The organism is Kurthia gibsonii, from assembly GCF_006539985.1.
In the GTDB taxonomy this organism is placed as follows: domain Bacteria; phylum Bacillota; class Bacilli; order Bacillales_A; family Planococcaceae; genus Kurthia; species Kurthia gibsonii.
In genome coordinates this window covers 74,551-96,928 of the sequence record NZ_BJOB01000006.1, presented here as the reverse complement: position 1 = coordinate 96,928, position 22,378 = coordinate 74,551, and the positions used below count along the sequence as shown (strand labels likewise).

The window sequence follows — 22,378 nt, the reverse complement described above, 5'->3', positions numbered from 1 at the left end:
CGCATTTTGTCAATTATACACAAGATACGAATTTTGAAAAATATTTTAAAGCATTGAACTTTATTTTATCACAGCCTATTCAATTAAGTATTTTCACCATTAATAAACAAGAAGCTAAGCAGTTAACAGCAGAAATGACAGTTATTATAAGTAGTGTTAGTATTGTATTAATATTTAAGGTTTGGTTATTGGATATCTTTATATTTTGGGATAAAAAAGCAATTAGGAGATGAATTGATTGAAGTTTATTAAAATATTTATGATCATGTTTATTTTAGGTACTGGGATTTTCTTCATCACACCAGATCAAAAGGCTTCAGCCGCTTCAACGAAAACAACGGCTATTCAAAAAGCAATGAAAGAGCTTTATGCGACAGAACCTTATACACGAAAAATTAAAATTTATTCGAGATATAATAAAACGAAAACAGGAACAGAATATGTAGATTTATACGAAAGTAACTCATATACTCATCACAGAGTCGCTTCCTATAAATTCATCAAAAAATATGGTCAAAGTCGACTATATAAATATGATGATCTAGAAGTAAAGTTTTATTTAGTAAAAGTTTATTCACTTTCTGCAGGTAAAAATTCGAAAGCATTATCGAATAATAAAGCTGCAACTCTTTTAAATAAGATTAAAACTGAAGGTAAAAAAGGAAAAACAATTAACACCAAAAATTTGAAAGTCGGGACATCTGTTCAAAATGTTAAAAAACAACTTGGTAAATCTCAAAAAGTCACAGTCCCATATACAAATGTTGTTTACAGCTATCCCAACAGTAAAATTTATTTAGATAGTGTCATTACAACGAATAACTGGACTGTCGATACAAATGGTTCTATTCGAATGATTCAAATCTATCAACCAAAAAATCAATTTCTAACATATGGTCAAATCAAGAAGAAATTTGGTAAAGCTAAACTACTTTATGATAGAACTTTAGGATTACATTTCATTCGATACAAATATGGTCCATACTCTATTAATTTTGTATCGACACGCTATAATGAATTCCAATACCAAACTAGCACAAATATAATCGAACTGAATGATCAACTAAAATTCAATTCATATGTTATTGGCTATACGAAATAATAATTTGAAAGCATCGGTCATTTGATCGGTGCTTTTTTCTTCACCAACGTTATTTATTGTAGAGCTCATTTTATTATTGCATGAAATCATAAAGAGAATAATGGAAATGGTTTACAAAAATAGTTATTTGTTATATTATATATTTGACACTAAAGTTAAATGTATAATATAACGAAATGGAGGTGTTTATTTTGTTGATAGGAGATATTGCATGTATTAAATCAGGTACGGTCATTACGCGCAAAAAAGCGATGAATAAGAACGAAGTAAAGGCAATTTATAATATGTTTACGCTGAAAAATGTGGATTCAATAAATGAGCCGTTCGAGCAATTTCAAAGCAATGATGTAATAAGTCCGCAACACTTCACAGAAGAAGGCGATATACTGTTTCGACTAAATCATCCGTATTCGGCGACATATATCGATGCATCGAAAAAACAACTATTAATCCCGTCTACTTTTGCGGTGATTAAGGTACAGGTTGATTTCTTTTTACCAGAATATGTTGCGTGGTATTTAAATACAGCTTTTGCAAAGAAAGAGTTGGAAAAAGGGCAGTCAGGAACGAAAATTCCGAGCACGAATAAAGCAACCTTAAATGCGATTCCAATAGAACAAATCGATATTGAAAAGCAACGTAATATTGTGCAATTGTACAAGCTTCATTTACAAGAAAAACAGCTACTAACAAGGTTAATAGAAGAAAAAGAAAAGCTATTCCAAGCGCAGATAACTAAAGTGCTTCAAGAGATACAATAGGAGGAAATCACATGACAGAGAAAGTATCGCAAGAGCAAATTAACAGTATATTATGGCAGGCCGCGGACACGTTCCGCGGAAAAATCGATTCAAGTATTTACAAGGACTACATTTTAACAATGATGTTCATTAAATATTTAAGCGATTCATACAAAGAGCATTTACAGGAATATACAGAACGTTATAACGGTGACGAGCAACGCATTCAGCGTGCCTTAACACGGGAGCGTTTTGTATTAGATGAAAAATCAACATTCGACTACCTTTATAGCAAACGTACTGACGCTGAAATAGGCGATAACATTAATAAATTATTGGCGCGTATTGAAGAAGAAAATACTGGCAAACTTCGCGGTGTATTCCGTAATATCGACTTTAATAGCGAAGCGGTTTTAGGTAAAGCAAAAGAACGTAATGCGATGTTGCGAACACTAATAGAAGATATTAATAGGCTAAATCTAAAGCCGTCAGTTATTGGTAATGAGGACGTGATTGGTAACGCCTATCAATATATGATTGAGCAATTCGCTTCTGACGCGGGGAAAAAGGGTGGAGAGTTTTATACACCGACAATGGCATCAGAGCTATTAGCGCGTTTAGTGAAGCCACAAGAAAATGATCGTATTTATGATCCAACATGTGGATCAGGTTCATTATTAGTCCGTGTTGCCAAGCAAGTACCAAATAATAAAGTTGCAATTTATGGACAAGAGCGTAACGGTGCAACACATTCATTAGCATTAATGAATATGTACTTGCATGGTATTGACGACGCTAATATCGAATGGGGCGACACATTAGCAAACCCACTTCATTTAGAGGACGGCAAATTAATGAAGTTCCAAAAAATCGTTGCGAATCCGCCATTTTCTTTAGACAAATGGGCAATGGGCTTTGCAAACGAAACAGCTAAAAAAGATAAAAAAGATGAGAAGTTTAAAATGGATGCAAGTTTAGATCCACACCGTCGTTTTGAATGGGGCGTGCCACCAACATCGAAGGGTGACTATGCATTTGTACAGCATATGCTGTATTCATTAGCTGAAGAAGGAACAATGGCAACGATTTTACCACATGGTGTTTTATTCCGTGGCGCAGGTGAAGGTAAAATTCGTAAGCAAATTATCGAAATGAATTTATTAGATGCAGTAATTGGTTTACCAGAGGCGCTTTTCTATGGTACGAGCATTCCAGCATGTATTCTTGTATTTAAGAAAAATCGTAAGCATGAAGATGTAATCTTTATTGATGCATCAGGTGAGGGCAACTACGAAAAAGGTAAAAAGCAAAATAAGTTGCGTGAAGAGGACTTACAAAAAATTGTAGCAACGTACGATAGCCGTGAAACAATCGATAAGTATTCATATGTAGCATCATTTGAAGAAATTAAAGAGAATGATTTTAACCTTAACATCCCGCGTTACGTCGACACATTCGAAGAAGAAGAACCTGTTGATATGGATGCAGTGAAGCAAAATATCGCGAACATCAAAGAAGAACTAAAAGTTGTTGAAGCCGAGATGGAGAAGTATTTGAAGGAGTTAGGGTTGTAACGATGTAACTAATAATCACAAAGGGGAGTTTGGGATGTTAGCAAAAGTAGATTTTTATTATGGAGCATTTTTGTCGCAATTAGTGAATAGTGGGTTTGCTCCAGCTATTATTGAGAACAGTGATAAAAGACGTATTTATAAATTAGCAACTGATTACGGTGATTTTAAAGTTTATACAAAATATGTATCGAAACAAGCAAATAAAGGTCAAAATAAGTTGTGGCATTTTCCATTTAATACAGATGAATTGAACAATATTTTGCAAGACGAATCAATTAATATGTTTGCTTTTATTTGTGGAGTTGCAGATTTAGTGAATAGCGAAATTGCTATTTTGAATAGAGAACAATTTAACGAGTGCATCGGTATAGGCTTCAAAACAGAAAATCGTAGAGTATCTGTTAAGTCGGAGAAAGGTGCACGGAACTATTTGATCTATGGTACTGGACTTGAATTAAAAGTAGACGCGCAAAAAATAACCAAAAATTTAAATAAGAGATTGAGCGAGTTCTCAATGGCTTCAGTATTATAAATAGAGGTGATTTAATGTCAAATGAAACGAGCTTTTTAATGTACCAGACTGAAAATGGCGACACAAAAATCCAAGTGCGCTTAGAAGGTGAAACGGTCTGGATGACGCAAAAGGCGATGGCAGAGCTATTTCAGAAAAGTGTTAAAACAATCAATGAACATATAAAAAATATTTATGATGAACGAGAATTACAAGAAGAAGCAACTATCCGGAAAAACCGGATAGTTCAAATTGAAGGTAGTCGAGAGGTAGAACGTGAAGTAACATTTTACAATCTTGAAATGATTATAGCGGTCGGTTATCGTGTCCGTTCACATCGTGGTACACAATTCCGTCAATGGGCTACGGAACGCTTAAATGAATATATGGTAAAAGGCTTCACAATGGACGATGACCGCTTAAAAGAGATGCGTAACATTGGAGCAGACTACTTTGACGAACTGCTTGAACGTATTCGCGATATTCGTGCTTCTGAAAAACGCTTCTACCAAAAAATTAACGACATTTATGCTACATCGATTGACTATGACCCGAATTCAACGATTGCAAGGGAGTTCTTTGCAACCGTACAAAACAAGCTTCACTTTGCTATTCATGGGCATACAGCTTCAGAATTAATTGTGGAGCGCGCCAATGCAACGAAACCGAACATGGGATTAACTTCTTGGAAAGGCGATAAAGTCCGCAAAAACGATATAACCGTGGCAAAAAACTACCTATCTCAGGAAGAACTAAGTGATTTGAATCGTATTGTGACGATGTATTTAGATTATGCGGAATCGCAGGCAAAAAAGAAGAAGCCGATGTATATGAAAGACTGGGCGCAAAAGCTGGATGCGTTTTTAGAGTTCAATGAACATGATATTTTAACAAACGCAGGAAAGATTAGCGCGAAGCTGGCTGAACAATTTGCTAAGGAGCAATATGAAGTCTTCCAACAGCAAAGATTAGCAGAGCCGAAGAAGGATGATTTCGAAAGATATTTGGAACAAAAAGGACAAATTAAAGGTGGCGAGTGATATGAATCAAATAGTTGAAAATCATACCTATCCAACTGATTGGGAAGAAAAAAAACTTGGCGATTTAGGTGTATTTCTAAAAGGGAAAGGTATTTCTAAAAATGATAAAAAGGAAACGGGTTATCCATGCATTTTATATGGAGAAATCTATACACGCCATCATAACTATATAAAAGACTTCTATTCATTTATTGATGAAGAAACGGCAAGTAAAAGTATGGTTATAAAAAAGGGAGATATTTTGTTTGCAGGATCAGGGGAAACGAAAGAAGAAATAGGAAAATCCGTAGCATATTTAGACGATACTGTCGCTTATGCTGGTGGTGATATAATAATATTGAGAACAAAAGATGTCAATGCTCAGTACCTTGCATATAGTTTAAATCATGGAAAATTAGCGGTAGAAAGAGCAAAATTAGGTCAAGGGCATTCAGTAGTTCATATTTACTCTAAAGAACTTACGAAATTATCAATTAGCTTACCTCTGATAGAGGAACAAAATAAAATAGTATCTATTTTGAGTTCTTGGGACAAAGCAATTGAATTAAAAGAAAAGCTTATTGAGCAGAAAAAAGAGCAGAATAAAGGCTTGATGCAGAAGTTGTTAAAAGGTGAAGTTAGATTGCCAAATTTCCAATGCGGTTGGAAAGAAACCTTAATGAGCGATTGCGTAGAGATTATGAATGGATACCCATTTAAATCGAATTTTTTTAATGAGGAAAAAGGTATTCCTTTGATAAGGATTCGTGATATAAAAGCAAAAAAACTTACTACATTTTATAATGGTGAGTATTCAAAAGAATACCTTGTAAATAACGGTGATGTTCTAATCGGGATGGACGGAGAGTTTAATATTACTATGTGGAATAAAGGTATAGGTTTATTAAACCAACGTGTAATGAAAATTGAGACTAAACCAGGACATGATAAATACTTCATTTATCAATTATTAATACCTTTATTATCTAAAGTTGAAGACCTTACCCCATCTACAACAGTAAAGCATCTATCAAACAAAGATATATATAACTTATTAGTAAAAATTCCATCGTATGAAGAGCAAGTGGCAATTGGTAAAATACTATTAAATTCTGATAAAGAAATAGAACTATTAGAAAGTGAAGTTTACAATTTAATAAAACAAAGACAACATTTAATGCAACAACTCTTAACAGGAAAAATTCGAGTGAAGGTATAACATCTTTACTCCTTTTCCTTCATTTATAGAATGGAGGTGGCGATATGCCTACTGAGCAACTTTATGATGAAATGAATATAAGTCAACAGCCTGCACTGGAAGTATTACAAAGTGTAGGGTATATCTATATCCCAACTGAACAAGCAGAACAAATGCGTGGGAATCTTCATAATGTGTTACTGCAAGATGTATTGGAAGAACAACTACGAAAAATGAATTGCTATGAATACAAGGGGATATCTTATTCGTTTACCGAAAACAATATTCAACAAGCAATTCGCGATTTGGATGAGCCATTAACAAATGGTCTGATTAAGGCGAATGAGATGATTTATGAAACCATTATGTTAGGGAGAAGCTACACCGAGTTTCTTCCAGACGGTTCAAAGAAATCATTTACTATACATTTTATAGACTGGGACAATATTGAAAACAATGTCTTTCATGTAGTAGAAGAGTTTTCTGTGGAGCGTGCAGATGGAAAGCTTGCACGTCCAGATCTTGTGCTTTTCGTAAATGGGATTCCGTTTGCGGTCATTGAATGTAAAAAAGCTTCTATCTCAATAAGCCAAGGTATCAGTCAAATGATTCGCAACCAAAAGAATGAGTATATTCCACAACTGTTTAAGTTCGTTCAAATTGTTATGGCGACAAATAAAAATGAAACACAGTACGCAACATGCGGTACGCCGAAAAAATTCTGGTCTGTTTGGAAAGAAGAAGAACAGGATTGGTTAGAACAGTTGTTACAGATAGCTGTTGCAGACCGCTTACCAACAACGCAAGACAAAAATATTATTTCCATATTCCATCCAGCGCGTCTATTGGAACTCACAGCCTTCTTTACGCTATTTGATAAAGATGTGAAAAAGGTGACGCGCTACCAACAGTATTTTGCTATTAAAGAAATTCTAAATACAGTGGAACAGCGTGATGAAAAAGGTAATCGTCAATCGGGTGTTATTTGGCATACACAAGGTTCTGGTAAATCATTAACAATGGTCATGTTGGCACGCTATATATTAACGGAGTTATCAGATTGTAATCCAAAAGTAGTCATTGTAACAGACCGTGTAGAACTGGACAAACAAATTCATAAGACGTTTAATCATACACGTCTAAAAGCAAGTCGTGCAAATTCAGGTAATCATTTAATTACGTTGTTAAATGACGGTAATGTCGATATCGTCACTACACTGGTTAATAAATTTAATACAGCGTCAGCAAAACAGCAAGTGAATGATTCACGTGATATTTTTGTCCTTGTCGATGAATCACACCGCACACAGTACGGGGAGCTCCATAACAAAATGAAGAAAGTATTCCCGAACGCGTCGTATCTAGGCTTTACTGGTACGCCTTTAATGAAAAAAGAAAAAAGCACAATGATTAAGTTCGGTAAGCTGATTCATAAATATACGATTGCAGATGCGGTGAATGATAAAGCCATCGTACCTTTATTATATGAAGGGAAAATGGTGGACCAAACAGTAAATAAGACTGCAATTGATAACCGTCTAAACATGATTACGCGTCATTTAAATGACAATCAAAAAGAAGAAGTAATGAAAAAGTGGGCGCACTTTGAACGTATTGCTTCTTCGGACCAACGTATTAGTATGATTGCATTTGATATTAATGAACATTTCTATCGCAACTATAAAACGCAAGGCTCGCAATTTAAAGCGATGTTGGCAACAAATAGTAAGATGGAGGCAATTCGTTATTTAAACGCATTTGAAGAATTTGGCGATTTAAATTGTGCGGTCGTTATTTCTCCACCAGATCAGCGTGAAGGTCACGATTCCATTGATGAAGACTCACAAGATGTAATACAGCGTTTTTGGAAGAAAATGATGGACCGTTATGGAACACCAGATGCTTATGAAGATGCCATTAAAGATGAATTTATCAACGGTGATGACATTGATTTATTGATTGTAGTAGATAAACTTTTGACAGGCTTTGACGCACCACGTGCATCGATTCTTTATATTGATAAGCCAATGAAAGAACACACGTTATTACAGGCGATTGCCCGCGTAAACCGACTATATGAAGGTAAGGATTACGGGCTGATCATCGATTACCGTGGTTTACTAGAAAAGTTAGATGAAGCATTACAGATGTATTCAGGTGCGGGACTTGAAAACTTCGACCCAGAAGATATTCAAGGAGCCATTTATGATGTTATTACAATTATCGGTGAGCTTCGTCAATACCATTCACAGCTATGGGACATCTTTGCGCCGATTCGTAATAAGTCAGATATTGAAGAGTTTGAAGTGCTATTAGAAGACGAAGAACTGCGGAACGACTTTTATGATACGTTAAGTAAATTTGCACGTAATCTTGCTATCGCTTTAGAATCAGAGCGTATATACAATGCTTTACAGGAAGATGAACTGAACAAATATAAGAAAGACTTAAAATTCTTCCAAGAACTTCGCAAAAGCGTTAAATTACGCTACTCAGATTCGATTGATCATAAGGAATACGAAGCGAAAATGCAAAAGCTGATGGACCAATATATTTCAGCCGAAGACATTATTCGTATTACGAACCCTGTTGACATTTTGAACGAAAAAGGATTTGAGGAAGAACTTGAACGTCTTGGTTCAAAGCGTGCAAAGGCGGATGCAATTCGTACACGCTTAACGAAAAGTATTAGCACAAAGTGGAATGAAAACCCTGCGTATTATAAGAAGTTCTCTGAGCGCATTCAGCAGGTCATTGATGAATATAAGGAAAAGCGCATAACAGAAGCGGATTACTTAAATTCGATGAATGAATTGCTAAAAGAATTTCGTCAAGGTGAGCCGAAAGAAGATTATCCATCAATCATTAAAGATAATGGCCATGCACAAGCCTTCTACGGCGTGACTAAGGACGTTTTAACAATAAAGGATCAAAAAGCTTCCTATGGCGATGAAGACTTCGCAAATTTAGCGTTAAAGATGGATGAAATAATAAAGCAACATCAAAAAGTAGATTGGCATAACAACCTGCAAATTCACAATCGTATTGAGCAAGACATTGATGATTTATTGTTTGATTTCTCAAATGAAAATAATGTAACATTAGACTTCGACACGATTGATAAAGTGATTGAACAAGTAAAAACAGTAGCCATCAAGCGTTATTAAGGTAGTGAGTAATATGGAAAAGCACCAAATTCATTTCGGCAATCAGCCTATTGATTTTTGGATTGAGAGAAAAGACGTTAAAAACGTCAATTTAAATATTAAGCCTGACATGCGTATCGTAGTGTCAGCAAATGAAAAAGTACCATTAAGTTTTATATATGACTTTGTGAAAAGCAAAGGCTCTTGGGTTTTGAAAAACGTAAAGCAATTTGAAGACGTACTTCCGCATAAACAAAGCGAACGCGAATATGTCAGTGGAGAGTCTTTCAAATATTTAGGAAAACAATACCGCCTGCGCGTCGAACAATCAGCAGAGGAATCGGTCAAATATTTTAGAGGTTTTATATATGTACACGTCCAAAATCCATTGAACCGTTCTAAAAAAGCGAAACTTGTAGATGCATGGTATAAGGAAAAGGCATACAAAGTATTTGAAGAATCGTTAAATAAGATGTCGGCATTAATCGGGAAGTATGGCGTTGAAAAGCCAGAACTCGAAATCCGCGTCATGAAAGCGCGCTGGGGATCAGCTCAAATTGACAACAATACGATTTTAATTAATACAGAGCTTATCAAGGCGCCGAAATACTGCATTGACTATGTAATATTGCACGAATTAATACACTTTAAGTACAACAATCACAGTGAAAACTTTTACAATATGCTATTTACACTAATGCCAGATTGGGAGAAGCGTAAGAAGATATTAGATGAAGAAATTGTGCGCGAACTATAACATCATGAACAGACATCCAGAATAAGTACGAAAGACAGTTTCTAAGTTTATTAGAGCTGTCTTTTTATTATAAAAGGAGATGTTGCAAATGATACAAGAAAAAAAATACATTAGATCATTAAATAAGTTTTTAGATGAAAGCATTACTGAGTTCCGATTAGGAATCCAAATTGAAGAAGAAAATATAGAAAAAATTAAAAAAAATCGGATTTGAGAAACTTGAAGAAGGACAAGTCATGCTACCGCCTAAAAAGAGGAGATTTACAAAGTTTAATATTGAAGGTAAAGAATTCGCGCGTAAAGACCTTCCTAAAGTACCGATATATTTTTCAATGTATACAACACGAAGAGAATTCAGAGGTCGTAATCAAACAGAAGAAGTAACAGATTATGTAGATGTGTGCCGTGAAGTTTACCAAAAAGAATTAATTCCAGGTCCAAGTTTAGAGTTAGCTATTGAAAGCAACGGTGAAGGTTTATTTTTGATGATAGCTCAAACATTTTCAAAAGAAGAGAATTTAGACGATGCTATTCTTGGAGTAAACATTTTATTAGAATTAGTAGGTTGTTGTGAAATTTACTATGAGAATTTAGAAACTTATCGTAAACCTAAAAAGGTTGAAAAATTAAATTGGATTATATTGGATAGCGACGGTACAGCTTGGGGTGAACGTCGAGAATGTTTAAGACAATATGTTGAAAACTGTAAAAAAGGTAAGCAACCCGTTATATGGGGTAGGTTGGATACCATCGCAAGTTATAAGCCCGACTTTGAGGCTGTGGGCGCGAATGGACTTGCGGGTTATTATATATTTGGATTTAAAAAGAAAGGGATATTCGTCTTTGAAAATGCAACTCTTGGGAACGCAACTTATATAATTAAGGGAGATTGGAAAACTATCTCACAAATGAGTAAAGCCTTTATAGTGAAAAATAATTTGCATGAATGGCGCTTAATTCATAGAGATGATTGGAAAGGAAAAATAAATAGCATTTTGGCTTAGTAAAAATTCTTCGAGTTTGAGACAAAGTAAAATTAGTGTGCCCAAGACTTGATTATAATTTTTTTGTACTTAGCGATTATTTTTGTATCTAGACATAGCAGCACTGAATTCCTTTTCAATAGGGAGTTTTATTGAAAAATACAATTTTTATTTTCCTTCGACTATTAATTTAAAGTTGATAGATATTATTTATAAATATAATTCCTTTTATTTTACAATGAAAAAATATCTCGAATGCTACATAGAAATGTAGTTTATACAGTTATTAATATACAATCTAAACAATTTTCTGGAGGTCCCCCATGCCATCACTAACCGAAAACCTCGAACAATTATATACTGAGCTGCGTGCAACAGAACCACAGCCCATCACAAACCTTTTACTCGAAGTGAAGAATAAAAATGGTGAGCTGCACAAAAATTATCCTTCAGGTTGGAAGTTTAAAATGGTGATGGACATACCTTCACTTGAAATTCTTGACCATGGGGGCATCTATGTCTTTTGGTGGTTGAATGATTCTCCAGAGCGTCTTCAACCACTCTTTGCGCCAGATTGTACACGGACTTATTCGGTGAAGGGCAAGAAGGTAGTAGGTGAAGATGAACCAGATGCGTATCATTCAGTGGAGATTGAGTGGACGGACGCGTGGCTCACAAAATATCAAGGGCATATTCCATTGTATGTTGGGAAAAGTGCGGATCGTATTTTGAAGCGAATGGCGCTACATCTACAAATTCATCAAGCAAAATATACAGGGAAAACGACGTCTGATCAATTGCGTAGAGGGATGGAACGGTTATTTCAATCGCATGCGAATACTGCCGATATCATCGTGAACCATGTAGGCTTTAGCTACATTCCTTTACACGGTGTGGAACATGTTGTGAATCGCTTTTATCTAGAAGATTATGCAATTGGTAAGCTCATGCCGTTATTTAATGTGGATATTGAACGACAGGTTAGGTAGAACGAACTTTACATATATTGTATAGTTTGTTTTTTATTGCATAACGACATTTAAGAGATACTATTTAATTTTTCTGTTATTATTTTACATAGGATATTCAATTATTACTAATTTATATAGAGAGATAAAAAAGAGGAGGTAGGCAATGGATTCTACAATGAAGCAAGTGGTGGAAACAGCGTATTTAACAGCTCCTTCAGCTGCACAATATCGTACGATTTTGCGATTCTTTTATGAACAACATGAGCGTATGCGCGATTATTTAACGCCAGAAGAAGTGTTGCAGCATGTGCGGTCTTTTCCACAGTTTGAAGACTATGATGAAGATGTGTTGCATCAAAATTTAGCTAAGCTCGTGGAATGGAATAATTTATCGGCGCGACAAGATATGACGAATGCGCGGACAATCGAGGAATATAAAAAGAAACGTTTTAAATATTATCCAACACCTTATACGATTCAAATTGAACGTATGCTGATTGAACTTGAAAATATCGTAGATGATCGATTCAAAGGCTCGCTTGAACCGTCTCAATTTGAGCGCTTACTAGATGCTTTACAAAAGTTGGATCAACAATCAGATAATGCAGATCGAAGTATGCACGTGTGGGAAGATATTCTAAGGTCTTTTAAAACGATTCGTACAAGTACGGCAGATTATATTGCTTATATAAATAGTGAAAAGACAGATCAACGTATGCAGTCAGAGGCTTTTTTAGTGTATAAAGCACAATTCACAAATTATTTGCGGGATTTCATTGTGTCTCTGCAAAAAACATCCGCACAAATTAAAGAACTTCTAGAGCGTCATACGAAGCGCTCGTTACTTCCTTTTTTTCAAAAGCTTGTCGAGAAAGAGAAGTCTATTCCGAGACTTGAAGAGGTAGGTGTTTCAGATGAGCAGCTTTTGGAGCGATATACAGAAACGTATCACTCCATTCAACGATGGTTTTTAGATGTAGATGGTCAAAAAAGTGAGTTAGAAGTTCTTCAGTGGCAAACGAATGAGATGATTCGGCGTATTACGCGCTATGTGCAGCGTTTAGGAGAGCGTCAACATCATTTTAAAAGTCGCCGAAATGATTATGTTCATTTGGCTAAATGGTTTGCGAAGTGTGAAACGTTGGAAGAAGCGCATAAAATTTCTGCAATTGTTTTTGGTGCTATGCAAGTGAAGCATGTGCAGTTGAAAAAACATACAACGGATGACTTGTATAGTGATACATGGGATCATGCGCCTGAAAAAGTGATTATTAAGCCGCGAACCAATCGCTATCGTGAAAAAACAAAAGCAACGGGTGTACCTTTGCAGACAGAGAAAAAGCGAGAACAGCGTGAACAATATTTAAAAGAGCGGTATCACCAAGAGAAAGCGGTCAAAAAATATTTTGAAAATGGTTCTGTACAATTATCAAAGCTTGATGTAGTAGAACCTTTTATGCGAAAACTTCTATTAACATGGATGTCAAAAGCACGCGCTAATAAAGAGGGATTTGTAACGACTGAGTCGGGTATGCTGCTACATATAAAGCCACTGGAAGAAAAAATAATCTTGCATGCACTTGATGGCGATCTTCATATGAATGATGTGTTATTTGAATTGAGAGAGGAGGGGCGAAATGGATGAATTATTTGATGAGAAGGCTGTACAAAGTTTAGATTATTTATTACATCATTTTTGGGTATTGCGTAAAGAAGAGCCGAAGATGTATCAGCAAATTCGTGAACGTCAAAAAGTGATACAGCGGTATGTGTCCGAAAAGTTAGGACTTCAGTTACATGTTCGTCAACACTTCATTAAGCTTGAAAAAATACCGATTAAACCTGAAAGCTGGATGGGCATTCAAAGTTTTCAAGCGCCGATGGACTATATGATTTTTTGTTATGCACTAGCATTTATAGAGAGTAAGGGAATTGAAGAACAATTTTTATTATCAGAACTTTGTGAAGAAATTCGCGCGCTTAGTTACGAAGAAGAAGAGCTGGACTGGACATTATTTCAACATAGGAAATCACTGATTCGCGCAATACAAACATTAGTAGAACTACATCTAATCGAAACAATTGATGGAGATGTAAAGCGTTTTGATCATCATGAGGAACAAGAAGTATTATATGAAGTGACAATCTATAGTCGTTATTTTATGCGTGTACATCCAGATGAATTTACGATGTTTTCAAGTGCTGAAGAACTGCTACACCTAGAACACTCACTAACAAATGAAGATGAGCGTCGAAAAAGAGTGTACCGTCAATTATTTACGTCACCTGTCATGTATCGTCAGGAAGGGCAGGACCCAGACTTTTTATATATTCGAAACTTCCGTAATCGAATGAGTGATGATATTGAAAAACATAGTGATTTTAAATTGCATGTATTTAAAAATGCAGCTTTTTTATCCGTTACAGAGCCGAAAAATTATTATGAACTCTTTCCAAACACTAAGTCGGTAACCGATATTTTACTTCAGCTTTCGAGTTATTTACACAAAAATGTAGCGCATTATCCTCCACAAGAGAATGGAGATATAATCTTAACGGACGGACAATTAAATACAATTATACAAGAATTAAAAAATGAATTAGGTGAAGGGTGGGCAAAACTTTACCGTGAAAAGTCGGTTGCGGCAGTCCGACAAGATGTTGTAACAGAACTCGTTTACTGGCAGATGGCGACAGTTGAGCAAGGTTTTATACACATCCATCCGCTATTAGGCGTTTTAAGTGGTTCATATCCAGCAGACTATCAAAAGGAGGGTGAAGTATGACGAAGTGGCAAATGAATCGAGCAGGTCTACTCAGTTTTTGGTATTACGATGATGAAATTTTTGAATTTGCAAATGGGAAGTTACTACTTCGAGGTACAAACGGTTCAGGAAAATCAGTTACGATGCAGAGTTTTATTCCCGTATTATTAGATGGTAAAAAATCACCCGATCGATTAGATCCATTTGGCTCTAAAGCGAGAAAAATGAGTGACTATTTGTTAGGGGAAGAAGAAATTTCGGGTCGTGACGAGCGTACAGGCTATTTATTTTTAGAATATAAAATGGCTGGAACAGAGCAGTACATAACGACAGGTATTGGTATGCAGGCACGTCGTCATAAAGATTTGAAGTCTTGGTATTTTGTCATCACCGACAATCGCCGAATTGGTATTGACCTAGAGCTGGCTCATCGCAGCTTGAATGAAATAATTCCATTTTCTCAAAAGGAACTAACGAACCGCATTGGCACTGGTGGTATGGTTACGAATTCACAAAAAGAATATGCGGCACTTGTAAATAAATATGTATTTGGTTTTGAAACTATGGAGGCATATGAAGACTTAGTTAAACTATTAATTCAACTACGCGCGCCTAAGCTCTCCAAAGATTTTAAACCAACCGTACTATACGAAATTTTAGAATCAGCCCTTCCACCTATTACAGATGATGAATTGCGCCATTTATCGGATACGATTGAAAGTATGGATCAAACGGAACAACAATTAGAGCAATTAACCATTGAATATGAAGCAAATAAAAAAATTGTGAAGCGTTATGATGCGTACAATACGTATATTCTAGTTGAGCGAGCAGAACGTGTCTTACAAGCAGAGGAACGATTAGCGACAATCCGTAATGAGAAGAATACGAACTTGAAGGAACAAGAACAAATCAAACAATCCATTGAACAGCTTCAGCAAGAATATAGGCAAATAAAAACAAATCTCGCTGTATACAAAAATGAAGAACAATCGTTATCAAGACATGAGATCTGGACGATCACTAAAAAACTACATGAAAATAAAGAACAACTAACGACACTTAAAAACAGGCTAAATCAATTAAGTGTAAAAAAAGATGCAAAAGAAATGAAAAGAATTCAGCAACTAGAAACACAAAAGCAAAAAGAATATACGCTGGAATCAACTAAGAGTAAGCAAAAAGAAATCACCCTTAACATGCAGTCGTTAGCAGAAGAAGCAGATTTTGCACAACATACTTTAAATATAAATAGTTTAGAAAGACAGTCAGCAGATTTTAAGTTTTGGAAACGAGAAGTGAAAGAACATAAAGAACAGCTACGTCAACTTGAAAAACAAATTGCTGCTTTAAATCATTTGCAAGAGAAAGATAAGCAGCTTCAAATCCAGTCCTCTAATCTATTACAAGAAATTGATTTATTAGAAAAAGATATAGAGCAAGCAAGTCACTGGTATTCAGAGGAATTACAAAAACTAAAAACAGCTATTTTCATGTGGATGAAAACATATAATCAAATTGCGTTCTCTTCCGAACAGGAACAACAGATCTCGTTAATGCTTGAACAGTTATATAATCAGTCTTCTTATCATGATGTGACGAATATTTTGATTACAGGAATAAATGGATTACGCGCACAATTTGAGGTTAAGCTACAAGTAAATAAAGAGAAGCAAAAGCAGTTACAACACGCTCTTATAGAACAGCAACAAGTTCTCGAAAAGTTACAATCAGAAGAATTCGCAGATCCAAGTAGAATGCCAGGTACAGTCGCTTTTCGTCAACAATTAACGGAACAACAAATTCCGTACCTCCCTTTTTATGCGGCTGTCGAGTTTCAAGAGCATGTAACAGATGAACAAAAAGCGCGCATTGAAGCAGCGCTAGCTTCCACAGGTATTTTAGATAGCTTAATCTCACCAGAGACTTTTAATGTAGAAGAAGATTCATTTTTAGTTGCAAATCCAAGCTTACTTGGGCATACGTTGGCAGATTTTTTACAATCAGATGTTGAAGGTCAAGAGATCTCAAGCGCATTAGTAGATGATATACTGCGAAGCATACCAATTGATGAAACAGAAAGTGTGTTCACTATTGATGAAAAAGGTTTTTATCGTTTAGGTATTATTACGGGACATGCACCTAAACAAGGACCGTCAAAATTTATCGGACGTACTTCGCGTAAACGATATCAGTTAGAACAAATGGAGCTTGTACAACAAACGATGCGTGAAATAGAAGAGCAGTTGCAAAGTGAACGCCAAAAATATAATGAGATTGAACAACAGCTACGTGACACACGAAGCTTTGAGGCAACTATACCGAGTGACAAAACCGTATATGATATTGATGTGGAAATACGAAATCGACGTGAAACACAAAAGATTAAACAACAGGAGCAAAAAAAGATTGATGACCAATGGCAAGCTGTTCATTTGGAATTAAAAACACTCCGTCAGCAACTCTATACGGAAAAAGAAAAAATAAATCTTGTACAAACGACAGAAGCAGTAAATGAAGCTATTCAATATATGGACGATTATTTAGAAGAATTGAATGACTTAGAGCGTGTACTTATGGAAAAATCAAATGTACAAAGTGATTTAGTACACATAAAAGAAAACCTTGAGGAAATTGAATTAGAGATTGATGAATTTCATAGTGACATAATCGATATACAAACTGAACAAGATCAAATCATAGCTGAAATTACATCACAAGAACAGCAACTTGAGTTGGAGGGAGCAGAGGCGATTCAACAACGGATTGCTAAAGTGCAGCAGGAACTACGTGAATTAGAAAAACGTGATAATGATCTACGTACAGACATACCAAAACAAGAAGCAAAGCAAGAAAAAATTCAAGATGTACTTCAACAATTACAGCAGGACGAAGAGTTTTCAATCTTATTAGTCGAGCAATGGAAACGAGCATTGCAAGAAGAACTTGATTTAGGCTTTATTCAACTTGAGAGTAAGGAACCACGAGATATTGTAAAACAATATAACATGCAGCAAGACCGAGTGAAATTACAAGAATATTTATCACGTGTGCAGAATGAAGAAATGCATGCATTGACGGAATATAATGTGAATAGTTATTTAAAAGAAACAGCTTTACTTCCACAACTTGAAGATGTGGTGGACGATCGCTTAGAGGCATTTAAACAATTACGTGGTCGACGCATAGTAGAGCTAGATTATCGCGGTCAGCGTGTAAGTCCATATCGAATTGATGCGGTTCTTGCAGCAGAGCTTGAAGAAAGTCGGCATTATTTAGATGCACAGGACCGAGAGTTGTATGAAGATATTATCGTTAATTCGGTAGGGACGATTTTACGACAGCGCATTTCTAGAGCAGAGCAATGGGTGAAACAGATGGACAAAATAATGGCTGAGCGTGATAACTCATCTGGATTAATTTTTTCAGTTAGTTGGAAACCGCGTACAGCAGAATCAGAAGCAGAACTGGATACGAAAGAACTTGTTCAATTATTACAGCGTAAAAGTAGTTTCTTAAGTGAAGAAGATTTACAAAAGATTACTAAGCATTTTCGTTCGCGTATTGAAAGTGCAAAAGAGTCGATTGGTTTACGAAACGAAGGAAACACGTTACGCCAAGTGTTAAAAGAAGTATTAGATTATCGTAAATGGTTTTCATTTGTACTGTACTATACACGCCAACATGAATCGAAAAAAGAGTTAACTAATAATGCTTTTTATAAATTTAGTGGTGGTGAAAAAGCAATGGCGATGTATATTCCACTCTTTACAGCAGCTTATTCACGCTATAAAGAAGCAGATGCGATGGCTCCATACATCATTTCGTTAGATGAAGCTTTTGCGGGTGTAGATGATCAAAATATTCGAGATATGTTTGAAGTCGTTGAACAACTTGGCTTTAATTATATTATGAACTCGCAAGCGATTTGGGGAGATTGTGATACTGTTCCGAGTCTTGCAATTGCAGAATTAGTGCGTCCGAAAAATGCAGATTATGTCACGGTACTGAATTATCGATGGAATGGTAAGGAACGTGTGCTTATTGAATAAATTAGATGCCTTTCAAAATACAGCTTTTTTGAAGTTATTTGAACACTTTAAGAAAAAATATTATTCACTTGGTAGAATGCGTGGAACTGTATCCTTAAAAGATTTTAGCGCAGAGGAGATTGCAGAAATCGCTGGATTTTTAGGCGTTTCTGCGATTCAACTCGAGCGTAAAGGCAAAGTAACATTACAACAATTCGAAGAACAGCTTATGACATCTGCGTTTTCTCATATGACGCTAAAAGAATTGATTGAAGCCATTTTGAATGAACAACTGGAAACGAAAATACAAAAAATGCTGGAACAAGAAAATGTAAATAAAAATTTTGTGCAACAACTAGAAAGTATCCTAACCAACTATCCAGCATGGTTACAACAGATTCTAAAACGCGAATCCGATAGTCGTTTTATTTGGCAACAACAAGCCACTATTTTACGAGATCTAGAGATTGTGGCAAAAGCATTGGAACAACATCTTATTTATAATCAATTTATGCGATTGCCCCTTTTTTCTCAAAAAGCGACTGGAAATCCACATGCATTTGATACAAATACAGTACTCGGAAAACTGTTAGTTCATGCTGCTTTTAGTTTAAATAAGCAACACATAGCATATCCAAAAAATACAGAAGAACGTGTAGATTTACTAGCTACACTAAAAATTGTGCAAGACGATTTATGGAATTTTGTTACTGTACAAGGTTTGGTCGGTTATACTCATGAATCGATTCATAAAGTATGGGAAGCAGCTAACCAAACCAAAAGTGCACTCAATATGCCGATGCGTGAGTTATTAAATATTACACGCGTACAACCACTCTCTAATAAGAGTGTATATATAGTAGAAAATTCGAGTGTCGCCTCTACGTTAATGGACATAAATCCAGAAGCACCGATTATTTGTACACATGGTCAAGTACGCATGGCTGGTTGGCGCCTATTAGATTTACTTGATTCAGATGTAGCGATTTATTATGCGGGAGATTTAGACCCTGAAGGTTTACACATCGCACAAAATATTCTAAAACGTTATGGTTCTCGCGTGAATCTTTGGCGAATGGATGTGCAATGCTATCAAAATGCTATGAGTGAAACATTATCCGATGATCGCCTAGCAAAGCTAAAGTCAATCACCATACTGCCAAACGTTGTCGAACAAATGCACCAAAATAAAAAAGTCGCATACCAAGAAGCATGGATCGACCTTTTGATTGAAGATATACAGAGGAATGGAAAATAAGCTTACTCGACTAGATGAGTAGGCTTGTTTTTGTGGAGGGAAAGATAAATATGAATGAAAAATATAGGGATTTATAAAATTATTAATAACAAAAACCACCACTATAATTTAAACTAATTATCTCTATTAAAGTATAAATAAGGTAAAATGATATAAGTAAATCAATACATAGAGGTGAAGAAATGGTTTTTGGTAAAACGATTAAAATGTTTTTAATTGATGGTGATTCAAGTGGGCGTTTAACGTGTGAACTTTCGAATTGGACAGGGTTGGCCTACCGTATCCCACGTACAGAAGTGAAAAAATGCTCAGATCGACCTAATTTAAGCTCTACAGGTGTGTATATGTTATTTGGTCAGAATGAAGAAGATAAAGATGCTGTATATATTGGTGAAGCAGAAGATGTCTATAAGCGTTTGCAAGACCATTTACGTGAAAAGGATTTTTGGAACGAAGTAATTGTATTTATTAGTAAGGATGAAAATTTTAATAAAGCACATATTAAATATATTGAAAATAAGTTATATGAGAAAGCGAAGGCAGCCAAGCGTTATGTCGTAATGAATGGTAATATTCCACCTATTCCATCTATCTCTGAAGCTGATCGCGCAGAAATGGACGAATATATTAGCAATTTAACGATGCTAGTAAATATTTTAGGTCATAAGCTATTTGAGGATATAAAAGAACAAATTGAACTTAATGAAGATGAATTATTTTATATCGAGGGTGCGCGTGGAGCCCAAGCTAGAGGTATTCAAACACAAGAAGGGTTTGTTGTTTTAGTTAATTCTAAAATTGCAGATAGTTACGTGAAATCTTATGGTGAACGAGCCATTCTGAAACGAAATGAGCTTATTCAATCAGAAAAAGTTAAAGAAATTCAGGGCGAATTCATTGTACAAGAAGATTTATTATTTTCAAGTCCATCTGCGGCTGCTGATTTTGTCATGGGACGAAGTGCTAATGGACTAACAGAGTGGAAAAACAAATATAAAAAAAGTTTAAAAGATTTAGTTTAATAGTTGAAAAAGTTTTAGAATATGTCGTGAATCACTTTTATTTAGAGGACTATACGATTGGTAAGCTCATGCCACTCTTTAATGTAGATATTGAACGATAGCTTAGGTAGAATGAACTTTACATTTGATGTAGAGTTCGTTTTTTTAGTTAGTAAACAAGAAAAAAATGGATAAAAAAGCTATAAATTGTGTATATTTTAAATTGATAAATAATCCATTTTATAAGACAATAGAACTAGGTATAATATATCACCTAGAAGGAGTGTCATCATGTTACTAACAACGTGTATTATTGTAACCGTGAGTTTAATCTTATTGATTTTATTATTGTTACAAAACAAAAAAGACCGAGTATTATTTATGGAACTAGTTCAAAGAATGGAGCAGCTGGAGTTAACAACACCACATCAATTTGATAAGTTATCACAGGAATTCATACAACATATGAATCAACAGTTAACAGAAACGAAGGAAACAATCAGTCAGCAGTTAAAGGATGATTTACATACATACTTAACATACGATCAATTACGCCAAAATGAATGGAAGCAATTAATTGAAAATCAGCGCAATCAACGTACAAAATTACAATATTTAGAGTCAGCGTTAAATAAATTTCCAGATCATCGAGATTTTTTTGAAGAATATATGGAATTATTGAAAGATACATTAAAAAATGCAACAGATCGTGCAAAGCCAACAATTATTGAAAAAATGAATCATACAAGCCGTATTTTCTTTGATCATTGCCGAGCAGAGGATGCTAGTTTTGCGCAACAAGTAAAAGACGAAACAATCCGATTAGGTCATGAATTTATGGAAGAATTTAATCTGAATCAAGAACGAAACTTACAGGCTCAAGTAAATAAATTAAATCAATTTGTTTTAAATAGTAAGGAAAATATGGAGGGAATTGAAAAGTTAGATGAGTCCATTAACAAAGATGCATTGAAGAAATACCCATATTTACTTCAACAATATCAAATGATCACTAAGAAATTAGCAGCAGAGATCATGGAGAAGCCATCCGAAGAAAAGATTCAAACCTATAATCTAAAAGCTGTAGAAGCATTTAAACGAGCACACGAGTACTTTAAGGATAATGAATCGACTGTTAAAACAGGAGGAACATTACGCGAGGTTATAAAAGAACTGGGCGGTTGGAAACTACAGTATTTGACGCAACCTACGCAAATCTATTATCAAAATATATATTCTGAAATTTTTTCAAAATTAGATGCAAATATCAAACCGGAAATGACTGAGCGAATTTTAAAGGCTCCTACTAAAGAGATGTAATG

17 protein-coding genes and 1 pseudogene are annotated in these 22,378 nt (G+C 35.2%); all 18 read left to right on the top strand.

The features are described from left to right. Window positions 1-233: pseudogene (locus KGI01_RS13965) on the top strand (hypothetical protein); the annotation flags it as partial. A gap of 5 nt (window positions 234-238) precedes the next feature. Continuing rightward, window positions 239-1,102, top strand: a complete 864-nt coding sequence (locus KGI01_RS03360; RefSeq protein ID WP_141273272.1) for a DUF4309 domain-containing protein — start codon at window positions 239-241, stop codon at window positions 1,100-1,102. A gap of 191 nt (window positions 1,103-1,293) precedes the next feature. Then, on the top strand, window positions 1,294-1,863 hold the full coding sequence (locus KGI01_RS03355; RefSeq protein WP_170214713.1) for a restriction endonuclease subunit S domain-containing protein: 570 nt from the start codon (window positions 1,294-1,296) through the stop codon (window positions 1,861-1,863). Between the two features lie 11 nt (window positions 1,864-1,874). Beyond that, on the top strand, window positions 1,875-3,416 hold the full coding sequence (locus tag KGI01_RS03350) for a type I restriction-modification system subunit M (protein ID WP_141273270.1): 1,542 nt from the start codon (window positions 1,875-1,877) through the stop codon (window positions 3,414-3,416). Between the two features lie 34 nt (window positions 3,417-3,450). Beyond that, window positions 3,451-3,948, top strand: a complete 498-nt coding sequence (locus KGI01_RS03345; RefSeq protein WP_141273268.1) for a hypothetical protein — start codon at window positions 3,451-3,453, stop codon at window positions 3,946-3,948. A 14-nt stretch (window positions 3,949-3,962) separates the two neighbouring features. Further along, entirely contained in the window at window positions 3,963-4,967 is a 1,005-nt protein-coding gene (locus tag KGI01_RS03340) for a virulence RhuM family protein (RefSeq protein WP_141273266.1), read from the top strand. 1 nt (window position 4,968) lies between these two features. After that, complete coding sequence (locus KGI01_RS03335) at window positions 4,969-6,165, top strand: restriction endonuclease subunit S (protein ID WP_170214712.1); 1,197 nt, start codon at window positions 4,969-4,971, stop codon at window positions 6,163-6,165. Between the two features lie 44 nt (window positions 6,166-6,209). Then, a complete protein-coding gene (locus tag KGI01_RS03330) occupies window positions 6,210-9,311 on the top strand; it encodes a type I restriction endonuclease subunit R (RefSeq protein ID WP_141273262.1) in 3,102 nt (1,033 codons plus the stop codon). Between the two features lie 13 nt (window positions 9,312-9,324). Then, entirely contained in the window at window positions 9,325-10,047 is a 723-nt protein-coding gene (locus KGI01_RS03325; protein WP_141273260.1) for a M48 family metallopeptidase, read from the top strand. An 88-nt stretch (window positions 10,048-10,135) separates the two neighbouring features. Continuing rightward, window positions 10,136-10,261 (top strand): hypothetical protein, encoded by a 126-nt coding sequence (locus KGI01_RS14020; RefSeq protein ID WP_255314718.1) that lies wholly within the window; start codon window positions 10,136-10,138, stop codon window positions 10,259-10,261. Between the two features lie 22 nt (window positions 10,262-10,283). Continuing rightward, on the top strand, window positions 10,284-11,051 hold the full coding sequence (locus KGI01_RS03320) for a hypothetical protein (RefSeq protein WP_255314717.1): 768 nt from the start codon (window positions 10,284-10,286) through the stop codon (window positions 11,049-11,051). Between the two features lie 302 nt (window positions 11,052-11,353). After that, entirely contained in the window at window positions 11,354-12,019 is a 666-nt protein-coding gene (locus KGI01_RS03315; protein ID WP_141273258.1) for a hypothetical protein, read from the top strand. Between the two features lie 145 nt (window positions 12,020-12,164). Further along, on the top strand, window positions 12,165-13,646 hold the full coding sequence (locus KGI01_RS03310; RefSeq protein ID WP_141273255.1) for a TIGR02677 family protein: 1,482 nt from the start codon (window positions 12,165-12,167) through the stop codon (window positions 13,644-13,646). Further along, window positions 13,639-14,787 carry a TIGR02678 family protein gene (locus KGI01_RS03305; protein ID WP_141273252.1) on the top strand — a complete coding sequence of 383 codons (1,149 nt, stop codon included), beginning with the start codon at window positions 13,639-13,641 and terminating at the stop codon, window positions 14,785-14,787. Before KGI01_RS03310 ends, KGI01_RS03305 begins: the two co-directional genes overlap by 8 nt. After that, a complete protein-coding gene (locus tag KGI01_RS03300) occupies window positions 14,784-18,818 on the top strand; it encodes a TIGR02680 family protein (protein ID WP_141273250.1) in 4,035 nt (1,344 codons plus the stop codon). The genes KGI01_RS03305 and KGI01_RS03300 overlap by 4 nt, the downstream gene beginning before the upstream one ends. Then, window positions 18,811-20,055, top strand: coding sequence for a TIGR02679 family protein (locus KGI01_RS03295; protein WP_170214711.1), 1,245 nt, complete (start codon window positions 18,811-18,813; stop codon window positions 20,053-20,055). Before KGI01_RS03300 ends, KGI01_RS03295 begins: the two co-directional genes overlap by 8 nt. A gap of 182 nt (window positions 20,056-20,237) precedes the next feature. Next, on the top strand, window positions 20,238-21,077 hold the full coding sequence (locus tag KGI01_RS03290; RefSeq protein ID WP_141273246.1) for a GIY-YIG nuclease family protein: 840 nt from the start codon (window positions 20,238-20,240) through the stop codon (window positions 21,075-21,077). A gap of 270 nt (window positions 21,078-21,347) precedes the next feature. Further along, window positions 21,348-22,376, top strand: coding sequence for a hypothetical protein (locus KGI01_RS03285; RefSeq protein ID WP_141273244.1), 1,029 nt, complete (start codon window positions 21,348-21,350; stop codon window positions 22,374-22,376). Window positions 22,377-22,378: the final 2 nt, after the last annotated feature.

What these genes read in the sequence shown, in the direction of transcription:
- KGI01_RS03350 (WP_141273270.1), top strand. Translation starts at nt 1,875, where the DNA reads ATGACAGAGAAAGTATCGCAAGAGCAAATTAACAGTATATTATGGCAG.
- KGI01_RS03345 (WP_141273268.1), top strand. Translation starts at nt 3,451, where the DNA reads ATGTTAGCAAAAGTAGATTTTTATTATGGAGCATTTTTGTCGCAATTA.
- KGI01_RS03340 (WP_141273266.1), top strand. Translation starts at nt 3,963, where the DNA reads ATGTCAAATGAAACGAGCTTTTTAATGTACCAGACTGAAAATGGCGAC.
- KGI01_RS03335 (WP_170214712.1), top strand. Translation starts at nt 4,969, where the DNA reads ATGAATCAAATAGTTGAAAATCATACCTATCCAACTGATTGGGAAGAA.
- KGI01_RS03330 (WP_141273262.1), top strand. Translation starts at nt 6,210, where the DNA reads ATGCCTACTGAGCAACTTTATGATGAAATGAATATAAGTCAACAGCCT.
- KGI01_RS03325 (WP_141273260.1), top strand. Translation starts at nt 9,325, where the DNA reads ATGGAAAAGCACCAAATTCATTTCGGCAATCAGCCTATTGATTTTTGG.
- KGI01_RS14020 (WP_255314718.1), top strand. Translation starts at nt 10,136, where the DNA reads ATGATACAAGAAAAAAAATACATTAGATCATTAAATAAGTTTTTAGAT.
- KGI01_RS03320 (WP_255314717.1), top strand. Translation starts at nt 10,284, where the DNA reads ATGCTACCGCCTAAAAAGAGGAGATTTACAAAGTTTAATATTGAAGGT.
- KGI01_RS03315 (WP_141273258.1), top strand. Translation starts at nt 11,354, where the DNA reads ATGCCATCACTAACCGAAAACCTCGAACAATTATATACTGAGCTGCGT.
- KGI01_RS03310 (WP_141273255.1), top strand. Translation starts at nt 12,165, where the DNA reads ATGGATTCTACAATGAAGCAAGTGGTGGAAACAGCGTATTTAACAGCT.
- KGI01_RS03305 (WP_141273252.1), top strand. Translation starts at nt 13,639, where the DNA reads ATGGATGAATTATTTGATGAGAAGGCTGTACAAAGTTTAGATTATTTA.
- KGI01_RS03300 (WP_141273250.1), top strand. Translation starts at nt 14,784, where the DNA reads ATGACGAAGTGGCAAATGAATCGAGCAGGTCTACTCAGTTTTTGGTAT.
- KGI01_RS03290 (WP_141273246.1), top strand. Translation starts at nt 20,238, where the DNA reads ATGGTTTTTGGTAAAACGATTAAAATGTTTTTAATTGATGGTGATTCA.
- KGI01_RS03285 (WP_141273244.1), top strand. Translation starts at nt 21,348, where the DNA reads ATGTTACTAACAACGTGTATTATTGTAACCGTGAGTTTAATCTTATTG.